The 19,424-nt window shown below is 38.0% G+C and carries 30 protein-coding genes; 3 read left to right on the plus strand and 27 right to left on the minus strand.

What is annotated here, in order from left to right; genetic code table 11:
- Nucleotides 1-191: 191 nt before the first annotated feature.
- The 9 genes from FCJ93_RS20255 to FCJ93_RS20295 form a co-directional block, all read right to left on the minus strand.
- Nucleotides 192-371 (minus strand): YqzE family protein, encoded by a 180-nt coding sequence (locus FCJ93_RS20255; RefSeq protein WP_095306735.1) that lies wholly within the window; start codon nt 369-371, stop codon nt 192-194.
- Nucleotides 372-473: 102 nt separating this feature from the next.
- Complete coding sequence (gene comGG, locus FCJ93_RS20260; RefSeq protein WP_095306736.1) at nt 474-851, minus strand: competence type IV pilus minor pilin ComGG; 378 nt, start codon at nt 849-851, stop codon at nt 474-476.
- Nucleotides 848-1,333 (minus strand): competence type IV pilus minor pilin ComGF, encoded by a 486-nt coding sequence (comGF, locus tag FCJ93_RS20265; RefSeq protein WP_268951611.1) that lies wholly within the window; start codon nt 1,331-1,333, stop codon nt 848-850. The genes comGG and comGF overlap by 4 nt, the downstream gene beginning before the upstream one ends.
- Entirely contained in the window at nt 1,284-1,613 is a 330-nt protein-coding gene (locus tag FCJ93_RS20270) for a hypothetical protein (protein WP_095306738.1), read from the minus strand. Before FCJ93_RS20270 ends, comGF begins: the two co-directional genes overlap by 50 nt.
- On the minus strand, nt 1,597-2,034 hold the full coding sequence (gene comGD, locus FCJ93_RS20275; protein ID WP_095306739.1) for a competence type IV pilus minor pilin ComGD: 438 nt from the start codon (nt 2,032-2,034) through the stop codon (nt 1,597-1,599). The genes FCJ93_RS20270 and comGD overlap by 17 nt, the downstream gene beginning before the upstream one ends.
- Before the next feature lie 4 nt (nt 2,035-2,038).
- Nucleotides 2,039-2,431, minus strand: a complete 393-nt coding sequence (gene comGC / locus FCJ93_RS20280) for a competence type IV pilus major pilin ComGC (protein WP_137744523.1) — start codon at nt 2,429-2,431, stop codon at nt 2,039-2,041.
- A gap of 15 nt (nt 2,432-2,446) precedes the next feature.
- On the minus strand, nt 2,447-3,478 hold the full coding sequence (comGB, locus tag FCJ93_RS20285) for a competence type IV pilus assembly protein ComGB (RefSeq protein WP_095306741.1): 1,032 nt from the start codon (nt 3,476-3,478) through the stop codon (nt 2,447-2,449).
- Nucleotides 3,465-3,848: an ATPase, T2SS/T4P/T4SS family gene (locus FCJ93_RS20290; RefSeq protein ID WP_268951612.1), complete on the minus strand. Its 384-nt coding sequence runs from the start codon at nt 3,846-3,848 to the stop codon at nt 3,465-3,467. The genes comGB and FCJ93_RS20290 overlap by 14 nt, the downstream gene beginning before the upstream one ends.
- A gap of 234 nt (nt 3,849-4,082) precedes the next feature.
- Nucleotides 4,083-4,499, minus strand: coding sequence for a hypothetical protein (locus tag FCJ93_RS20295; RefSeq protein WP_137744524.1), 417 nt, complete (start codon nt 4,497-4,499; stop codon nt 4,083-4,085).
- 120 nt (nt 4,500-4,619) lie between these two features.
- Between FCJ93_RS20295 and FCJ93_RS20300 the strand changes: the two genes are divergently transcribed.
- The 3 genes from FCJ93_RS20300 (at nt 4,620) to FCJ93_RS20310 (ending at nt 6,476) form a co-directional block, all read left to right on the plus strand.
- Complete coding sequence (locus FCJ93_RS20300; RefSeq protein WP_137744525.1) at nt 4,620-4,958, plus strand: YolD-like family protein; 339 nt, start codon at nt 4,620-4,622, stop codon at nt 4,956-4,958.
- 326 nt (nt 4,959-5,284) lie between these two features.
- A complete protein-coding gene (locus FCJ93_RS20305; RefSeq protein ID WP_137744526.1) occupies nt 5,285-5,464 on the plus strand; it encodes a hypothetical protein in 180 nt (59 codons plus the stop codon).
- A gap of 1 nt (nt 5,465) precedes the next feature.
- Entirely contained in the window at nt 5,466-6,476 is a 1,011-nt protein-coding gene (locus FCJ93_RS20310; protein ID WP_137744527.1) for an SDH family Clp fold serine proteinase, read from the plus strand.
- Between the two features lie 46 nt (nt 6,477-6,522).
- Here the strand turns inward: FCJ93_RS20310 and FCJ93_RS20315 are convergent, their stop codons facing one another.
- The 18 genes from FCJ93_RS20315 to FCJ93_RS20400 form a co-directional block, all read right to left on the minus strand.
- Nucleotides 6,523-7,296, minus strand: coding sequence for an N-acetylmuramoyl-L-alanine amidase (locus tag FCJ93_RS20315; RefSeq protein ID WP_137744528.1), 774 nt, complete (start codon nt 7,294-7,296; stop codon nt 6,523-6,525).
- Complete coding sequence (locus FCJ93_RS20320; RefSeq protein ID WP_137744529.1) at nt 7,293-7,697, minus strand: phage holin family protein; 405 nt, start codon at nt 7,695-7,697, stop codon at nt 7,293-7,295. Before FCJ93_RS20320 ends, FCJ93_RS20315 begins: the two co-directional genes overlap by 4 nt.
- A gap of 245 nt (nt 7,698-7,942) precedes the next feature.
- Nucleotides 7,943-8,050, minus strand: coding sequence for a CD1375 family protein (locus FCJ93_RS25710; protein WP_268951613.1), 108 nt, complete (start codon nt 8,048-8,050; stop codon nt 7,943-7,945).
- A complete protein-coding gene (locus tag FCJ93_RS20325; RefSeq protein WP_137744530.1) occupies nt 8,050-8,391 on the minus strand; it encodes a hypothetical protein in 342 nt (113 codons plus the stop codon). Before FCJ93_RS20325 ends, FCJ93_RS25710 begins: the two co-directional genes overlap by 1 nt.
- A gap of 14 nt (nt 8,392-8,405) precedes the next feature.
- Nucleotides 8,406-8,996: a hypothetical protein gene (locus tag FCJ93_RS20330; RefSeq protein WP_137744531.1), complete on the minus strand. Its 591-nt coding sequence runs from the start codon at nt 8,994-8,996 to the stop codon at nt 8,406-8,408.
- 14 nt (nt 8,997-9,010) lie between these two features.
- On the minus strand, nt 9,011-9,922 hold the full coding sequence (locus FCJ93_RS20335) for a hypothetical protein (protein ID WP_137744532.1): 912 nt from the start codon (nt 9,920-9,922) through the stop codon (nt 9,011-9,013).
- Nucleotides 9,922-10,467 (minus strand): putative phage tail protein, encoded by a 546-nt coding sequence (locus FCJ93_RS20340; RefSeq protein ID WP_137744533.1) that lies wholly within the window; start codon nt 10,465-10,467, stop codon nt 9,922-9,924. Before FCJ93_RS20340 ends, FCJ93_RS20335 begins: the two co-directional genes overlap by 1 nt.
- On the minus strand, nt 10,460-11,515 hold the full coding sequence (locus tag FCJ93_RS20345) for a baseplate J/gp47 family protein (protein ID WP_137744534.1): 1,056 nt from the start codon (nt 11,513-11,515) through the stop codon (nt 10,460-10,462). The genes FCJ93_RS20340 and FCJ93_RS20345 overlap by 8 nt, the downstream gene beginning before the upstream one ends.
- Entirely contained in the window at nt 11,515-11,916 is a 402-nt protein-coding gene (locus FCJ93_RS20350) for a DUF2634 domain-containing protein (protein WP_095310250.1), read from the minus strand. The genes FCJ93_RS20345 and FCJ93_RS20350 overlap by 1 nt, the downstream gene beginning before the upstream one ends.
- Nucleotides 11,913-12,227 (minus strand): DUF2577 domain-containing protein, encoded by a 315-nt coding sequence (locus FCJ93_RS20355; protein ID WP_137744535.1) that lies wholly within the window; start codon nt 12,225-12,227, stop codon nt 11,913-11,915. Before FCJ93_RS20355 ends, FCJ93_RS20350 begins: the two co-directional genes overlap by 4 nt.
- On the minus strand, nt 12,220-13,182 hold the full coding sequence (locus FCJ93_RS20360; protein ID WP_137744536.1) for an XkdQ/YqbQ family protein: 963 nt from the start codon (nt 13,180-13,182) through the stop codon (nt 12,220-12,222). Before FCJ93_RS20360 ends, FCJ93_RS20355 begins: the two co-directional genes overlap by 8 nt.
- Nucleotides 13,175-13,828, minus strand: coding sequence for a LysM peptidoglycan-binding domain-containing protein (locus tag FCJ93_RS20365; RefSeq protein WP_211344140.1), 654 nt, complete (start codon nt 13,826-13,828; stop codon nt 13,175-13,177). Before FCJ93_RS20365 ends, FCJ93_RS20360 begins: the two co-directional genes overlap by 8 nt.
- Nucleotides 13,828-16,107, minus strand: coding sequence for a tape measure protein (locus FCJ93_RS20370; protein ID WP_137744538.1), 2,280 nt, complete (start codon nt 16,105-16,107; stop codon nt 13,828-13,830). The genes FCJ93_RS20365 and FCJ93_RS20370 overlap by 1 nt, the downstream gene beginning before the upstream one ends.
- The gene (locus FCJ93_RS20375; RefSeq protein WP_137744539.1) at nt 16,091-16,699 is read right to left on the minus strand and encodes a hypothetical protein; all 609 of its coding nucleotides are present in this window, start codon (nt 16,697-16,699) and stop codon (nt 16,091-16,093) included. Before FCJ93_RS20375 ends, FCJ93_RS20370 begins: the two co-directional genes overlap by 17 nt.
- A 262-nt stretch (nt 16,700-16,961) precedes the next feature.
- Nucleotides 16,962-17,390, minus strand: a complete 429-nt coding sequence (locus FCJ93_RS20385) for a phage tail assembly chaperone (protein WP_137744540.1) — start codon at nt 17,388-17,390, stop codon at nt 16,962-16,964.
- 59 nt (nt 17,391-17,449) lie between these two features.
- Nucleotides 17,450-17,920: a phage tail tube protein gene (locus FCJ93_RS20390; RefSeq protein ID WP_137744541.1), complete on the minus strand. Its 471-nt coding sequence runs from the start codon at nt 17,918-17,920 to the stop codon at nt 17,450-17,452.
- An 18-nt stretch (nt 17,921-17,938) separates the two neighbouring features.
- Nucleotides 17,939-19,246, minus strand: coding sequence for a phage tail sheath family protein (locus FCJ93_RS20395; RefSeq protein ID WP_137744542.1), 1,308 nt, complete (start codon nt 19,244-19,246; stop codon nt 17,939-17,941).
- Nucleotides 19,247-19,423: a hypothetical protein gene (locus tag FCJ93_RS20400; protein WP_211344141.1), complete on the minus strand. Its 177-nt coding sequence runs from the start codon at nt 19,421-19,423 to the stop codon at nt 19,247-19,249.
- Nucleotide 19,424 lies beyond the last annotated feature (1 nt).

Raw genomic sequence — 19,424 nt, forward strand, 5'->3', positions numbered from 1 at the left:
CATATTTCAAACTCTCATCGTTTCACTTAAGGTTGTAGTAGAACATGCGATCAGTTTAGAACCAACGCAAACAAAAAAGTACACCACTATATAAGTATATAAGTGATGTACACAGCTTGTCAGCAAAAGGCAGCAAAAAATCGAATGGTATAAAATGCGTTCATTCTCCAGTCCCTTGCTTCAATGGGACTTTATCTTCTTTTCTTCTTCATGCTTATAAATGCATACGGCAGGAGACCAAACCAACGGTACCAAAAGCTTGCCTTGCCACCTTTTCTTTCTTGCTTAATCTTTATTCGCTCGTCTTTTGGCTGGTCAATATATTTCACGACTGTTTCTGTAATATACTTTACATAATCATTTGTTTTCACTTTATCGGCACTCCTAACAGACTCATTGTCAGTAGCAGTATATCCGAAAATAAATATTCTATTACCACCAACAACAAAGTAGACAGAAATTTGCTAAAGAGCTTAGTTTCGTTCCGTCCATTTCACCATTTTTTGCAGTTCCTGATCAAAATACCCTACTCCTGTAAGTTCCCCTTGAGATGAAGTAAATAATCGAAATGAAATTTGCAGTTGCTCAGGGTCAAGTTCTTCGATTTGGTACGTAACAGTGCCGTTTTCATAATGGAATTGCCCCGTTTTCTTAAATTGCTCTTCTGTAATTAACAATATTTCAACCTTTTTTAAAGATTGGAGAAACATAAATTGGTTTCTCTCAAACTCCGCAAGTTCAAATTGAAATCTTTTTTCCATCACATATTGCTGAAAGTGAACAGCTAAAAAGGATGAAAATAAAAGCAAAATACAAAGGGTTACAGGAAAGGTAAATCCTCGTGCATTCATTCTTCTTCAACCCCATTCTCTACAGAGCTAATAAAAGAAAAGATCGTCGCCTGATTAAAGTGGTGAAATAAGTCTTTCACTTCTATTGTGATTGCGTTTTCCTCCTTTGAAAAAGTGACAGAAGCAACATTTTGAAGAACAACCTCATGTCCTTTCCTGTTTACCTGTTTTCTTAAAACATTTTGATATTTTTGATAGGAAATGCTCTCTTCTCCCTTTATTAAAATTAATTCACCATTTACTACCTCAACGTGATCACTTGATTGAATATCCTTCTTCGTTTGACTGATAAATAACTCCCATTCCATTTTCTGAATTCTAGCCTCCACCGCATGATCATAAAAAATAATTTGAAATAATAGCGGCAGGAAGGAGATCATTAAACAAAAGATCGAGAATGAAAAAAGCATCTCTAGCATCGTGAAACCACTCTCACTCAAGTCGTTCGCATTTCTCCCTCTCTTCTGCAAAAGAGTTTTCATATTTAATACACACCTTTATCGGAGAATTCAATCCTGTCTCCCAATGAATACGGAAAGATTCATTTTCTCTATGGATTATGCCACTTTCCATAAAACCGTCCTGTAGATAGTGTTGAAGCACCTCGTACATTAAATGAGTTGCAGAGATTTCCTTTTGGATATCTAACGATTGCTTACTAACATGTAAATATAAAGGAAGAAGTGTAAGACACATTAACATCCAGACCGTTAGGGAGAGAAAAAGTTCAGCTAAGAAAAAGCCTCTACATCCTTTTAACATAGAACCGCCCCCGACCTAATTGGAACATAAGCTGATAAGCATCTTCCCCAATGTAAATGTAAATGGCCCCGATCGTGCTAATATTTCCATTCGAATGATAATAAAAGTGGAGATTTTGCGAACCAGCTCTGACCATGATGTTATCTGCGTATTCCCGTTTGAGAAGAAGTTCACCATTTTGCTTTCGTATATAATAATAATTTTCCGCGGTTATGAAATTGACTCTTACAAGCTTTTGATTGGTGATTGCATATTGTTGTGCATAAAGAAAATCAGCCTTTAGCTGTGAGAAAAACAACTGTTTCTCTTGTTGGAAATGATGGGGCTTTAAGGAAAGAAATGAGATAGATATCATGAGCAAAAATATACTCAACACAAACAACGCCTCCAGCATGGTAAACCCCTGCTCCTTACCCTTCATCTTTTTAAGTCCCACTTGTAACCTTTACCTCGCCTTTTGCATCAATCGTAATTCGAGCTCCATTTGAACACGTCGCCTGCTCTTCATTTAGGTATCCTTCCGATTGTAAAACCTCCATACTAGTAGGCACTGTTTTTTTATCCATTTCATATGCTTGTACTTGTGCCTCCACCATCTTTACCAAAGCCTTACAGCCTTTCGTATTGATGGTAGAATTATGCTTCGTAATATTGGGAATTGTAATTATTAATAAGACGGTAATGACAAGAAGAACGATCATCATTTCTATTAATGTGAACGCATTTTGCTCGTTTATTTTTTTGACAGCTAAACATCGATCCTGACTACCTTTTGCCTTAATTAAATTAAAGCCATCCTGTTTTAAAATTTTTTTCATCAAAAATACTCCTTTCTAAAATCCATCCAGCAGTTGAAACATTGGTAACAGTATCGCTAAATACATTGAAACAATAATAAGTCCGATGAGTGAATATAGGATTGGTTGAACAATTTTAAACGCTTTTTCTGTTTTATTCTCCAGCTTCTCAAGGCAATGCTTGCTGAAGAAAAGAAGTTCCTCTGAGAGCTTCCCATTTTCCTGACCATGTTTAACAATGAACGAGAGCTCTCCTGCAAAGAAATCATAATGCGTTAAAACGGCCTCAAACGATTCCCCTCTCATTAAAAAAAGCTGCATCTCTTGCCCAATTTGCTTATAAAACGGGCTTTGCACATATTTTTCAAACACTTTCAGTGCTTCATGAATAGAAAGGCCGCCAGCTAGTAAATAGCTGAGCTGCACACTGAAATAATGCGTTGTGAACAAACGATAGAATGAGCCGAAAAATGGAATGTTAGCAATAAGCGCTCTTTGCTTGAGGGGAAGAAGTCTTCTAAAAGTCATGAAGTAATAGCTAAGTAAGAGGAGCATACATAATAATAGAAGGATGACGAAGAATGGAGAAGCTTCTCCGATAAACGAAACCATTCTCATGAATATGTTAGGTTTTAAATTCATGGAGCTGAACAACAAGGTATATTGGGGGAGCAATACTTTTTCCACAAAGAAAAAAAGAAATAAAGTGACGGCAATCAGTATCGTTGGATAGACAAGCAGTTTTTTTAGCTTTTCAACGTCCTCTTGTCTTTTAAGGATCATCGTGCTGCCTTCACGAAATGCATCAGCTAATGAACCGTGTTCTTCAGCAAAATAAACATATCCAACTAATGTTTGATTGAAGCCTAACTTGTGAAGAATTTGATGAAAAGGATGGCCTTCTCGTAAATGGAGTAACGCTTGAGCAATGTCTTCCTTTTGCCTGCTTTTCATTTGATAGGTTAATGAACGGATCGCTTCTGCCAACGGATAGCCTCGCTCTAAAAGCTCACCTGTCTTCCTTAAAAATGCTGCCTGTTCCTTCATTCTCCATTTATGATTCTTCATCTATGATCCATCTTTCATATTCAGATTCCTTAATATAACCTAAAGCAATTCCCTTATTAATAATGCTTTTCAGATTTTTATAAGAATTCGTTTCTTGTCCGTGTATGACACGCATTAACGCTCTCCCGGTCAGTAGCTCAAAAATACTCGCTCTTTTTAATTGACTGCTAGAAAAGCAATAGGGTGAACAAATATCACTTTCACAATATGGACACTCCAATTCCACCAGCCTTTGTGCAGCAACCGCAACAAGTGTTTGCTCTACTTCAATTCGTTCAACCCCAAATTCAAATAAACGATAAATAGCTCCTTTAGCATCTCGTGTGTGCATCGTGCTTAGGACTAAATGTTCTGTAAATACAATAGGCACATAAGTTGTTTATACATATAAATAAGCCCTTGCATTAGCAAGGGCTATAGTTTTATAAACTCTTCTCCATCATATAAAATACTTTTTTCTTCTCCATTATTGCACTCTGAACATAGAATAAAAATCCTATCATGCTTTGTCATGTTTTCTAAATCAATCATGTTAAAATTCATCTTCTTTGTTTTCCATACACGATAACACTTGATGCATGCAGTCATAGGTGCTGGCATTAAGTCACCCCATTAACCCTGATAACTGCACATATAAATTTTGGTCGCAATGAATGTGTAACTGATGTTCAGTTCCTTCTTGGTCTTCTAAAATTAAGAACGCTTTTGAAGTATCCTTACGTTTTCCTCCGACAGCTGCTCCCGCAATAGTTCCTAATGGCCCCGCTACTACCGAGCCCGCAATTGCTCCTACTGCTGCTTTTCCTCCACTTCTTGCATGCGACTCTTCCCATTCAATGCCTTTCAACTGAAAAGGTGTCTTATCTGCAAAAGGTACTTCGATAATAATTTGCCCTGGTGCTTTACCCTTTGTTACGTTGGCTACTTGAATAGGGGTAGGCAAAGGTTTCTTTGTTAATATATGACCGCCGGATAAAATCTTAATAGGAAATCGTTGTTTAAAAATATCCTTAAATCCCATATTATCCCTCCATCTATTTTCTTTTATTTTAATATGTAAGATATCATTCTGTAAATAAAAATAGACCACTATTGATTTACGAACAAATGTTTGTATAATAAAATCAAAGGAGATGGTTAAATGAATAAACTGACTAAGGGTAGTAACTTACGATGGGAATCAAGTCGGATAATGTTGCCTGAGCATAAAGAAGAACTTATTAAGTTAGGAAAAGACAAAGAAAAAGTGCCTAAGCCAATTTTAGACGAACAAGAACTTGAGCAAATAAACATTGATATTTATAACTCACTTAATTACACCATGCCTATGCGACTTACACTATGGGATGGTGGATATTTTAAAGACATTGAGGGCGTAGTCGACAAAATTGATTATGTCACTAAGACTTTATTAATCGATACAGATAAGGAGATATTAAGGTTATCGATAAATGACATTAGTAAAACGGAGATGATCTAGGTGCTAATAAAGGAGGATGACCGTAAAATCATTGAGCAATCGATTTTATTGCCGATGCTTTTAACAATCCTAGATAGAGACAGGCGAATTTTTGAGTAGCTATCTGTTAAGTTTAAGCCGTCCTATTTTGCTCTCATTGAAAGTATCATTTTTCACAAAAAACATAATAATAATAATAAATGAGTTATGCATAATATTGTAATTTCTTTTGCGACTGAAATTTTTTTATTAATTTCTACAAATTTCGACACAAGTGATTTTTCAAAAGGTATATTATTTTTATAATTGATGTTAATATATTATAAGAAATAAAGGGAGGTATTAATTTGAAGAACGATGAAATCCGACCAGAAATAACCGACATTTTTAGGAAGTTAAATATTAATAGCAAAGAAAATAGAAAAAAGTATACTTTTGGTTCAACACTGTTAGATGATGAAACAAATAGTAAATTTGTCACCAAACATATTGTTGTAACTCCAACCGAAAGGGGGGAACAAAGATAAAATGCCTAATTGGAGTGAAATTTTAAATGAAATCAATATTTTTAACAATCCTTTTGATTCAATTAGAAGAAAATATCTAAGGGCCTTACATGAAATTACTGAGAGAAATGTAATAGTTTATTATTCAGGATGGCTTCAAAAACAAGAATTAGTTGCTGAACGTTATAATGGTTTTTCTGTTGACGATAGTGACAAAAACGGTTTCATGACAGTTATGAATGGATTAGACAAGACAAAAGGACTAGATTTATTCTTACATACCCCCGGTGGTAGTATAGCAGCTACCGAATCCTTAGTTGAGTATCTAAAATCTATTTTTGGAACTGATATTAGAGTAATTGTACCACAGATTGCAATGTCAGCAGGTACAATGATTGCATGTGCTTCTAAAGAAATAATTATGGGCAAACATTCTAACCTTGGACCTATAGATCCACAATACCGGGGCTACCCAACACATGGAATTATTGAAGAGTTTAATAGGGCAGTAAAAGAAATTACTGAGGATCCAAAGAAAATTCCAATTTGGCAACCTATCATAGCTAAATATAGTCCTACTTTAATAGGAGAATGTGAAAAGGCAATTGACTGGTCAAACCAAATGGTAAAAGAATGGTTAATAACTGGAATGTTTAAAGACTCTTCTAACAAAGAAAAAAAAGCTGACTACATTGTTTCTGAACTAGGAAATCATGCTTTAACCTATTCTCATGATCGTCATATTTCTCTGGGTAGAGCAAGAGATATTGGGTTAGCAGTTCAAGCACTTGAGGATGATAAAAAATTACAGGATGCGGTTCTTTCCGTTCACCATGCATGCATACATACTTTAACTGCTACTCCAGCTACAAAAATTATTGAAAATCATAATGGAGTGGCATTTATCTCTCAAGTTCAGAGAGCAATTCCAGTATTACCACACCAAATTGAAAAGCAGCCTCCTGGTCCCCCAGCTGCACAAGAAGTTAGCAGCCCTCAATTTGGAATAGAAGAAAATAATATCATACTATGACCCAATATTAAAAGCCCCTACTCAAAAAGAGTAAGGGCTTTAACTTTTACAACAACCGACCATTAAGCACCAAGTTAAGGTACTCAATTTCATCAAACGTCAGATTCTTTTCTGCAGCTTTCTTTTCCCATTCATCAGATGAAAGAATTCCCTTTACTCTTGCTTTTTTATAAATTTCTGCTGCTTCTTCCCACTGCCAATCTTTCCAGTTTGGTTTCATTCCGCTCAACTTCCTTTCAGGTTTTTTGTTGCTTGTGTTTGTTGATTGTTGCTTATTGTTAATGGATTTACCGAGATATGCAGCCAATTCTCTTGCGATTGCTTGACAGATTCGTTCAAAGTTTTTCCGATAAAGTTCTGCATCGACAACACTATTTACAAAGCATACCTCTATTAAAATAGCTGGCTCATAAGTCTGAGTCAGAATGGCAAGGTTATCCCGATACTTAGCACCACGATTTTTCAATCCACTTGCATCTGAAATCGCCTTGGAGACATTAGCAGCTAAGTTCTTTTGAGTTTTATACAGCACCTCCGTGCCAATTCCCTTACTTGAGTCGCCGCCAGCATTAAGGTGAATAGAGACAATCAATCCATTTCGGTCAGCGTTGTGATGTTTAACCAGTGTGTTAAGGTTCTGCTTCTGATTTGTAGAAGTGTTGTCTTCAAAATAAGTACAAGGTACCTTTGCTTCTTTGAGAATCTCATGCACTCGCTTAGTGACTCTGCGTGCTTCAGTCACTTCATTCAGAATGCCATTTGCACCCGAACTAGGATTTTTCCAATGACCAGGATGGAGTTCGATTTCTTCTACTGTCACCGCTGCCCATCTCCTTTACCTTGCAAAATAGCAACAGCACTTTTGAGTTGTTCCGGCACTCTCAGACCAGTTCGCCCAGCATTTTCTATGATGGATAACAACTCATTCCCCAAATAAAAAAAGATGATTGCATTTTGTATCATGCTACCATCTCCTATCGACTTATCTACTAAATGTCCTACAGCAACTAAGCAGAAAATCATTATTTTTTTTGCAATCCCTTTAAACCCAATTTTGCTACTCAACTTGCCCTCTACACCGCTAGCAAGTAGCCCACTTATATAATCTATGATGACAAGAGCAAGCAATATTTGTAGCAAGATACTCCACCCCCCGAATAAATACCCGACAATGGCGCCTATTCCAGTCGCCCCAATTTTATAAAACATTTCCCAATTCATCTTAAAACTCCTTTTCATTAAAATAGCCAAAAACCGTGATGTTTTAGGCAAAAGAAAAAGCACCCATAAAATGAGTGCTTCTAAATATTAGAGACCACCAGTTCCTGGGTCTTTATGACTTTCTTTAACGAAACCACCGTTGCATGGTTCATTCATTGATAGTCCCTCCTTGTTTTCTTTACTTTTACTTTCGACATAAACGAGGGAAATCCTGCATAAAAAATAACGCTAGCTTATGCTGCGTTTTATCCTTCATTTTCTAATTCTGAACGAACATCTTCTCGCCACAATAATGGTACCTGGTCGATTACGCGTAATCCAGCTTTGATTAAATCGCAATAAACTTTTACCATTACCCATTACCTCCTAGTAAAGATTCTGCTAATTCAGCAAGTGCTAATTGTGTTTCAAGTTTAGCTTGTTCTTGTGTTTCTGCCAACTCCGCAATCGCTAGTTTGAGCGTTAAGTTTTCTTCTTTTATTAATTCAGTCTCACTTGGTGGTATATCCTCTAATATTGCTTGTGGCGGTGTTACTGATACATCTACACCGATTCCATCAGTAATCTTTAATCGCTTGCCTTCGGGGATGTCCACCCACAAAAAAGGCACTCCTTGTGGTTCTCTTGGTGATGGTTCGCCACTTCTAACTGACAAAATATATCCGGTTTCATCGTGGATGATTAATGTTTTCACTATTTTACCTCCTTTTATCCATACGCATACCATCTATACTGAACATTTTCATGACGCACAGGTAATCTAAAACCTCCTGAATCTACATATGCATTACCTAAGAGAGCAAACCCTTGTATTAGATTACTATTACTAGACAGAGCACTTAAATCTTGTAGTGTTATTTTGAAATTCGGAAGATCATTTCTATATCCATCCGAGTTGTAGTTAACTACATGACTTCCCTCTCTGATTACTTCGATTTTCGAAGGAATAAAGTCTAAACCATTAATTTCTACAAAGTATGAACTTGTTGAGGTACCTGAGCCATAATAAAATGACAACCTCTCAGAAGATGAGGTGACGATTCCTTTCGCCCACTTCTTCCCAACCACCACTTTATCAACAAGTGTCTGCAACGGGTCAGTTCCCTCTGCGCCTTCACCTACTTTTCCTGCAAGTTCATTTTTAGAAGTCTGAATCTGATTAACCATCGTTGACATGGTGTCCTCATCCGTCACTGGACTACCGATAACACTTGCTAACTCTGCTTTTGCATTGATACCCTCCAAATTTTGCAAGGAGGTAATAATGTCTTTTATGGATGCTGTATTATCTAAAGGCATGGTTTACCTCCTTTCTATTCGAATGCGATCCATTTATACTCATTGTCACCACCATATACTGGCATTGTAAAAGAAGTTTCAGTGACTACTGCAGGAGACACTAATCTAAATGCTCTAAATTGCAACGTCCCTGCAACGTTACCCATAGCAATTATTCGGGCCGTATTATAATTGGGGTCACCCGTAACTAAGTTTTCTGGATGCAAGACAATTTGGTAAGGTCCATAACCAATCGCACTTATAATAATGGTATTGGGTTTAAAGTCTAATCCATTAACCGTTATATAAGAGACACGAGCACTACTCCCAGTTTGAGTGACAAAAGGAAGTGTTTCACTAGTTGAAGTTGCTGTACCACTTGCCCATTTCTTATTCGTCATCCCACTAATCACATTCTGAATATCAATCCAAGGAGCATTTAACGGAAGAGTGCTTCCAACCTTCTCATTTACCACAGTTATTAAATTACTCTTAACATCACTCTCATTACGTTCAGCTTCGTTGACAATATCAATTAACGCCTGCTTATCCGCACCACCTAACCCCCTATTCCGCAAAATAAAAAAATTCGCATCAGCTACCACCTCCACGAATCCTTTATCAAGTTGCGTTATTTGGTTTCCATCAATGTCCTGCAATGGCTTTGATGTTGCTCCGCCATCCGTTGAGATGGTAATGTTTCCAGTTAAATTGTCATCTAACCGGAAAAACAAGCGATTGGTGTTGGATAATTTATTGATGCGTATCTGTGTGCCGACTATGTTGGGTACTTGGTACATATAATCAGTTTGCTGTGATGTAAGGTCATTACTAACCCCTTTCAAAGCCGAATCAATCTTATCCATATTTTCATTTTGGTCAGCTACATTGTAAAAGTCATCCGGAGCCGGCTTTTTCAAGTCGTAATTCGGTGTGTGTGTCGCCATTAAATCACCTCATTCCTAAGTTGGTCATGCGTATATTGAGACAACTGAGCATGCGTATACTTTGAGAGTTTACTATACTGGTTGTAACGTAGTTGGACATCAATCACCATGTTGACGGGTGTAATACGTTCAAGCATGTCCACAACCGCATCAAACATTCCTCTTACTGTAAGTTCTACCCTCACACTAATCACCTTTTGAGCCACGTCGATCGATAAGGTGTGTCCATCCTCGCCGCATAGAGAGTTCATTAAATTACGCAATACCCTTCGTGTGTATGGCGCCTGCTCATTATAGCGAGTAAGCAGGCGAAATTTACGCGTTTCCAAAGTATCCGTTCCTGCGGGGAAGATATGAAGCATACGTTCTCTACGGCTTACTCCATACTCTGTTGACGTTTCGATGAATTGGTCATTCATGGCTTGCTCGGTTGCTTGCCATAATCGCTCAATCTGTGGGTTCTCCACCTTCGCAATCTCTTGATTCTCTTTAAATTCTCGTAAAACAGGTGGCAGATAGCTTAATACATCAATCTCTCTATCCATTTACCACACCCCTTATCGGAATAGCGTCAGGGTGCAAAACAATGTTTTCCTGCTCTCCGTTGAGCGTCGTGTCTGCAATGTCAATGATTCCCGGAATATTCAACAGGCGCGTCTCGATTTGGCTGATTCGTACAACAAGGGCGTCCTGCTCAGCCCATGTTTCATTTAAACTGGCAAAATAACTATCTATCGTTTCAAGCACATAGGGTTCAACCTCCGGCCATGACCATCCATCTTGATACGTGATATTTGAAGCAACATTGATTGTGGTCTCATCTACCCCGAACACAGTAACGACATGATCCATGGGTGCTAGTCCAACGCCCTCACCTTGCTCCCCAATAGGGTCAATCGTTTCTTGCAATGTGTCAATAAGGGTTTGGGAAGGCTTCTGAAAAAGGGAATTAATCACCACCAGTTTGACCGTACCTCCACCATTCCACGCCCGATAAACCTTTACGCCACCAACACCTTGCAGACTATTGACCTTGTCTTTATAGTCCTGCCGATTCCCACCAAAAGCCTGTGAGTTAAAAGAGTTAAAATACCGCCTGCGCAAAGCTTCGGTTTCCTCTTCATCTTCCCCAGGAATAAGAACCTCCGTTAACTCGGCAGAAGTAAGACCGTCGATATAATCAATCGGTACTAACGGACCTAAATAGAGATTCCCTTCATTTCCGAACGTTTCACACTCAAGAACAAACTCTCCTTGTGTAATCCGTTCTATCACTTCATAATTCATGTCATCTAAAGAAAATCGGCTACCAATTGGCACATCGATATTAAATACTCCTTTCAACCTAGCTCTTGTTGCCGGTTCCGGAGTGAGTCCTCTTTCGGCTGCCCGCTTAATTAAGTTTTCCCGTGTCGCTGTTTCCGCAAAGGTTTCGTTTAGGATGGAATCCAAAGCAATATAAAGCAGCTGCGCTTCAACCGAATTACCAGCTAATGCATTATAGACAATGGAACCCTCTCGTTTATCGATATCCGCATCGATTTGATCCAGCTTTTGCTGAAGCAAATCCTCATAGGTAATCTCCTCATACATTAAATATTCACCACACGATCTGCTTCAAAGTCTCCAAAACTGGAATGGACAGTAAAGGTAGCATGCACTTTCCCCTTACTCGTCTCAAAATGAAAAGCATCAACACTCTCGATCCGGTCATCCTGTGTCAATGCTTCGGTAATTCTTCTTTTTAATTCTGGTAAAACAAATGCAATTGGCTGGCCATATAAATCGTTGAGCTCAACCCCGAAATCCCATGAATAAATAAGATATTCATAACGCTCCGTATTTAAGATGACATAGACCGCTTGTTTGACCGCTTCCAAGTTATCGATATATCCGGAAATCCGTTTTTTCTCTAAGTGAAGCTTGTATGTTCTACTTGGCTCCTGTTCAAGTTCAAAATCGTTTACTAAGTCATCATTTACAACCGGAATCATGACGTCACCACCTTGTCCAAGACAACAAATTTTTGCCCTCCCTGCTGCCTAAACAGAATTACTTTATCACCATTTTTCAATTGATTGTGGACAGTGTACTTTTTTCGGACGCCATCCACCGTCATTTCTACCTCAAAATCCTTGACATTGTTAGTTAAGATAAGGTGCGTTGAATCTAACGTGAGTTTTTGTTCAAGGCTTATATTTAAAGGATTTGCACTTACTACGGTGCCATATTCAATCGATGTTGGTTGGGCTTCTTCCACTGCTCGCTTGGCAATTTTCTGAATCAGTTCAACAAGACTAGGCAATAAACTCACCACCCCTTAAAGTCAAATCCATCCAATGTTCACTTTCTTCAAAGGTATGCTTCACCTTCTCCACCATCATGTATTTTTGAACAATGATATCGCCAAGATTGAGACCGACAACTACGGCAGAACCACCTCTCACCCGCAGATCGCCAAAGGCTTTTTTAATCGTTAAATTCCGAGTCTTTTGATTGTAAAGCTGGAGAAGCGCATCTGCTTTCGCCTTTCCATTGACTCCTTCTTTAATCGTGTCAAAGTACTGCAGCACGCCCCAGTCATTCATATTTTTTGAATGTTGAGCGATATAGATTTCGCGCTTTCCCGACTCTTCATTCTCATAGGCAAGCTTAATTTTATTGTAAGTTTCTCCATCAATGGAAGAAGAGTAATCAAAGTTCTCTCCTGACTCTTCATCGATTAGAAGATCGAGTTTCATCGATTCAATATTTTTTAGCGTAAGCTTACCGTAATCATCGTAAAGAACATACATCTTTTTGCGATTTTCTAAAGTAATGTCGTGGGCTGTTTGCACAATATCAAATAAGGTTTTATTTTGTTCAACGCGGCTAGGAATCTTAAAACCTGTATTTTCAACAGTTCCGACATTGAGACGAAAGTCAGATGCAATCATCCTAATCAATTCGTCCAGTCTTTTATTACTGTAAACATAGGTATCTTTATTTTTAAAATAGCGCAGCTGGTCATAGGCTGTTACTTCAATATGTTGTTGCTTATCTCTTTTTTTCTGAAAAACAAAGCCGTAAAACAGTTTTTGACCATCCACTTTTACCATGACGGCATTTCCTTCTTGGAAGAAAATATTTGTATCTTTTAATACGGTAAATACAACCTTTCCTGGTACTCCCTTTCGCTCTGTTTCCCAAGTGATACCTTCTTCCACGGCAGGATAATAAATGTTTTGCCCGTTTTGAATCGCAATCTCGATATTAGCCAAATTTAATCACCTGCCCTGGATAAATCAAATTGGGGTTAGGGATTTTATTAAGCTTGGCGATTTCGGGGTATCTTGCCCCATTTCCTAAATACTTTTTACACAACGCCCACAAGGTGTCTCCACGAACGACTGTATGGGTCTTAGGTGGGGTTTTGTTTGTTGGACGACTGCTTGTTGTCTTAACGGTTTTTTTTGCCGCTGTCGCTTGCTTAATCACCGCTTTTTTGGTTCCGTAGGCGCGATATTGTTTTAGGTCAATATCAATCTCTAAGTCTAAGCCATTATCGGCATTTTCATTGATTGAATATTCCTCAATTGAAACACTCATATTTGTATCAAACAACAAATTCCCTGCCGGAGATACCCTAGAAACAATAAACTGAAACGGCTTTTTATCAACCTTCAACTTTTCAATCTTGTCCAGAAAAAAAGCCGCGTCTTTGAATCCATCCTTATACACTGCAAATGGGTATAATACTTGAGGAATCAAGGCAGTAAAGGAAATGTCCGTCAGACCGGCTGTTTTTAAAATATTCACTTCGCCATCATTGATGAGAGAAATCGTTTTATTTTGATTGTTGATTTGCATGTCCATTTCTGACGGTGTTACAGGTAGCTGCACACCGTCTAAATATACAGCATACATCAGTCATGATCCCCCTCTGCCGCAATGGTCATTGTTTCATAAACCTTCTCTTCAAGATAAGAGACAACTCCATCAAGGTCCATTTCATTGTTGATGTTATTGCTCATCCCACTCATATCGACTTTAATCTCAGCCGTAGTGAAACGATTGATGACTTCTCGTTCTGCCAAGTCTCTCAAATACTTGAGATCTTCTTCCGCCATATCCATCGATTCAGCCATCTTTTTCGTATTACCAGCAGTATCTTTGCCGGATTTACCAGTATCTTTCGTTGCCTCCTTGATACCCTCCATTCCACTTAATAATTCCTTCATTTCATCTCCTGCGGATTTTTTATCATCCCCAGAGTCTTTATTAAATAAGTTTGCTCCCCATGAATATCCTGCATCCCAAGCACCACCAACTGATTTCATTTTCATTTTTGGTGCTTCCCAATAATCAGCTGGAGTATCACCAACCCATTGATTTACATTAGACTTTATATTTTTTAAAGTACTAGTTATTGAACTGGTACTTTTCATTTGTCCTATTTTACCAATATCTACACCGGGGATCTTATTTAGGGCATCAATAATCCAATTGATGGCACCGATTGCCATGTTTGCTCCTTTAACGAATGCATTAGCAATATTTGTTGCTACAGAATCAAATCCAGAAACCATACTAATTGCCATGTCTAACACATTATTTACTAGACTTGCGAACAATTTTTTTACTGAATACATCGGATGCCTCCAAACATTAACAAAAAACTCAACTAGTGATGCGAGTATGTTAAAGATAAAGGCTATGATGTTCCAAATAACTGCTCCTAACATTGCAAATGCACCTGCAATTATTCCGGTTGCTGAAATAGATGTGCCAGCAAAATGGTTAACTGCTGCAACTGCAAGATAAATTATCAACACTAAGACCACAATAGCTCCAATTAACCATCCTATTGGATTGGCAGCAATAGCCACTCCTAAAGCAGCCATGGCAGCTGTCAATCCATATGTTGCGGCAGTTTGAGCAATTGTTGCAAAAACATGAGCCCATTTTCTAACAGTTGCTATTGCTGTTAAAGCGGATTCTAATATTTTTTCTCTATTTACCCACATCATCGCTAATCCATAGGCAACTAAGGCAACGGTAGCTGCTACTATTGCAGGTTCAGCATAAGACCAATTATCGTAAATAAAACCACCTATCGCAGAGACTATTTCAAAAATTCCAATCACAACTATAGCAAGAATTTTAACAGCTTGAATAGCTCCACTAACAAATTTTTGAAAATGATCGCTGTTTGCTAGGTTATTCAATTGCTGAAGTACATCTTGAAATGCCCATAATGCTTCATTCTTAAAACTGGTCCAAATTTGAGAAAAAGTTAAAGGCATTGATGCAAATTTTTCATTGATTTCATCCGCAGCAGAAAACATTGCCGCTTTAACTACTTGAGCTGATATTTCTCCATCAGCAGCCATCTCCCGAATTTTCCCAATTGGTACATCTAAATAATCCGCGATAGTATGAATAATATTTGGTGCGTGTTCAAATATACTATTTAATTCCTCTCCTCGTAGTACTCCACCACCAAGCGCCTGAGTTAACTGTATGGTTGCATTTTTCATCCCATCTACAGCAGTACCTGCAATAATAAATTGCTTATTCAATAGTTCACCAAATAATACTGCTTCTGCATTTGAAGCAAATGCATCTTTTGCATTCATCGCTAATTTACCCACGAGGTCTGCTGCATCTCCATAGTATCCATAGGAGCGCTGAGCGCTATCGAATATCATTTGTTGTAATTCCTTAGTAGTTTGCAACCCATCATTTATCATATCTAACCTTGCATTAATATTGGTCATACTGTCTGATAAAGAAATTACATCTCCTGCTGCTCGCAAAGAAACATATGTAGCAGCAACTGCTCCTATTTTCTTTAAAAGCCCATTTGCCTCATTGCTTCCTTGTTGAATACTATTATTTAATTGCTGTTGTTGTTGGTTTGCTTCTCGTATTTCTGATTCAATATCGTTGAAGGCTGATTCAGCTAGCGCTAAATCCCTTCTTGCTGATTGAATAGAAGCCGTATTTACAGCGTTGCTTGACGACCTTTGTAAATGTTCAAAACTACTAATGACAGTCTGCATTGCACTATTCATTGAGCGAAATGCCTGTGACATCTTATCTTGCACTTGAATTGTCGTCCTTATGGTCGCCATATATCCACCACCTTTGGCAAAAATAAAAAGCCACTCTTTAGAGTGACCTTTTCTAATTACTATTTTCAATTATCCCTAGTTCACTTTCCACTATTGCAATCGATGCAACCCCAGAAATCATTTGAGAATCGGCTGACTTTATTTGGCTTTCGATTTCATCCATGAAGGATGGTGAATAATTTCCAGTGTCAATCATCTCCATAGCTTTTTCAGCAGCTATTTGTCTGGCTACTGCTGCATAACGTAAATCACTAAAGGCACTTTCTAATAGCTTTTGATGCTCTTTCCCTAAATCATCTACAGGTATCGACTTAAATACACCACTTAAATCCCTGTAAGTATCCCTTACAATTTTTAGATTATCGTAAGCGTTGTATATATTAGCATTTCCATTTGACAAAGCTTCAAATGTTGGCTTCCATCCTTCATCCCATATCTTATCGTACATACCTGTTAATTCTTCAATCTTTGGTTTTGTTTTGTTTAAATAAAAATCTTTTTGACTAGCAGTTACTTCTTTAGCATCTTCACTTTTATTATCGTCTACCTCAACTGATGTAGTTGTATCATTTGGATCTTCTCCGATTATAAAACCAATTATGACTAGACCTACCATAAGTCCAATTGCTCCTAAACACCCAAACTTAAAAAATCTTTTCATTTTACCCCTCCCTATTTCTAAATATACCTAAAACAGGAAGGAAGTTCTATGATTTTTTACCTTTTCCTTCGACCTCTTCTTCCGCTCTTACTCTTTCTTTCCATTTCCTTTTGCTGCTTTTTCTCAGCGTCAATTTTAACTTGAACTGAAGCGATGACAAAGGCCTTTTCTTCTTTAGGTAAACTCAGATATTCAGACGGCCACTTCTTAAGCTTGTGTAAGCAATAATGTGCCACATTCGCCTCAGAGTCGCCGTCTTCTATTAGTTTTTTGCTTCTTCCACCAACTCATCCATGGTCACATCAAAATTGTTAACCTCTTGAATGATCTTTGTTAACTCTGCATATTCACCAGGAAGGAGCATCTTTTTTAGTAAATTCTCTGCCCCCATGACGCCGTAGCTGTTTTGTAAGTCAGCATTATTTAAATCAGGAAATTTAACACAGGCAGCCGTTAACTTTAATACATATAGATCGTAATCAGTTTCAGGTTGGTAAACATTTTTCTTACCAGGTAGTGGCATGCGCTTTGTTGCGCTTTTTCGAAATGCTGCATCCTCATCTGCAGTAACTGGTGCTACTTGCCACTTCATCGGTTTACCATCTTCTCCTTTAAACCTTGTTGAAACAACTACTTCCTTCATCTCAACTTTCTCTACGTTCTGAGCAAAAAATGCTTGTAAGTTACTCATCTATTTTCACCATTCCTTTTAATAGTATTAAAGAGCCCACTTAAAGCAGGCTCCATGTCTTACTGCATGCCGGCAAGTACATTAAACTTTTCCGGAATTTCAAAGTCGTCAAACGTGAAGTCCATATCCTCATCCAAGTATTCTGCATCTGCATCAAATTTTGCCAAAATACCACCATCAATGTTGCAATCCTTAAGAATAACCGTTTGCCGGCCGACAGAAGAAGTAGGATCTTCATTCGTTATCTGGATATCAAAATAAATATCCTCCCCAGTCTCCTTAAAACGATAAAGAAGTTCGCGGAAAATAGATGTATTGTAATGGAACGTGGCAGAACCGCTTCCACTCCATCCGGTAGATTTATGTCCTTTACCGGTTTGTCCTAAAATAGGAATCTCACTTTTTTGCTTTTCTACAGATGCCTCTAGATTAATAGCCTGCATGAAATTGTAACGATTGCCTTCAATTGTTACATAACATTCTGCAAGGCCAGCACTTACTGAATCCTTAGATCTCATAGATTGAGCCATAATTATTTACACTCCTTCCTATGCTACAGTTACTGTCATGTACAAATGACTCATTGCATTAACAACAGTAATCTTGTCGCTAACGACAACCGATTTTTTACCTTCGCCTTGTGCCACAATAACATCATCAGCATTGAAATCCTCAATAGCTTGTAAGGTTTCTAGTTCTCTGTGATGAGTTACTACATCATTCCAAAAGGACACTCTGCCCGAATCATTGTTTGGAATTTTTCCGAGGTATTTATCATTAAAAAGAACAGCGATATCATTCGCAATTTGATCCAAGACTCGAATCGTCTGGTTGCTGCTAAAATCGCTGTTCTTTTCTTCTGTGAAGGTTGTAAGAGTGTTAATGTCCTCAAGGACCCTAACCTCGTCGCCAACCTTATGAAAAATAAATTTACCCGCTCTTAGCGCATCCTCCAAACCGTATTGAGTATAATCAACATCAACAGTGTATTCCCCATCATAACGCTTATTCGTATTAGATTGATTTACTGCGCACCCTGCTGCTGCACCAGTTACCCAATAGACAAGAGATTGTTCTGGAGTGCCTTCATCCAATGTTTTATTTTCGACAGAAATGACTCCTTCATAATCTGCTGGGGAACGATAAACCACGGTTTGAAACTTTGCTCCAACGTTATCCCTCATTCGTTTAGTGAAGGCAACAAACAATGCATTGATTACAGGATCGTTAGTTGTACATCCTAAAGCATTAAAGTGATAAGATTCAATCTTATCTAAAAAGCCTTGATATACTTCACCAGTTGGATCTGCGCCATTGCTCCCTCCTGTAAATGGAGTGCCAGCTGTCTCTGCCAATTCTGCATCAGACTTCCAAGTTACAAAATCATTTGGAACCAATTCATCCATTGTTGCTACCGTTTGAACATCGATAACTGTTGTACCAAGTAAAGTAGTTACATCAAACTTGTCAGGATCATCAATATTCACAGTTATGACCGTTTTCAAATCATTACCTCTAGTACCACCGTATAGGGCAGTCGCAAAAGTATTTGCAGCCTTTGTACCTGAGTTCAGTCTATACAAATACGCAGTATGGATATTTCGGAATAAATCTCTAATACCTTTTAATTTTTCGTGGTTAAAAGAATAACCAAAAATCCTTAGACTATGCCTCTCTAAATCCTCTGCCCTTACTGTAAAGATTTCACCTTCTACTCCCCAATCCATCACGAGTGGTAATGCAGCAATTCCACGTTCTGATAGACTAGATGATGCTCTTGCTACACTAATAAAGTTTATATAAGCACCTGGTAACACTTTATTTTGTGAGGTAAACGTACCGCCACCTAATGCCATTTATTTCACCTTCTTTTTCATGAATTTATCAATTTCCTGCTCTACTTCTTTGATTGAGTATTTCTTATCATCATTTAAAAGCACTGTTAATAAATCTCTTCGCTCTTTAAAATTAGCTGAGGACAAAATTTGCTTTTTGGAAAACTTCGCCCTTGTATTAGTTTGTTCAGTTGCCAAT

It is taken from the genome of Robertmurraya siralis, from assembly GCF_005502275.1.
GTDB classification, from domain to species: Bacteria; Bacillota; Bacilli; order Bacillales; family Cytobacillaceae; genus Robertmurraya; species Robertmurraya siralis.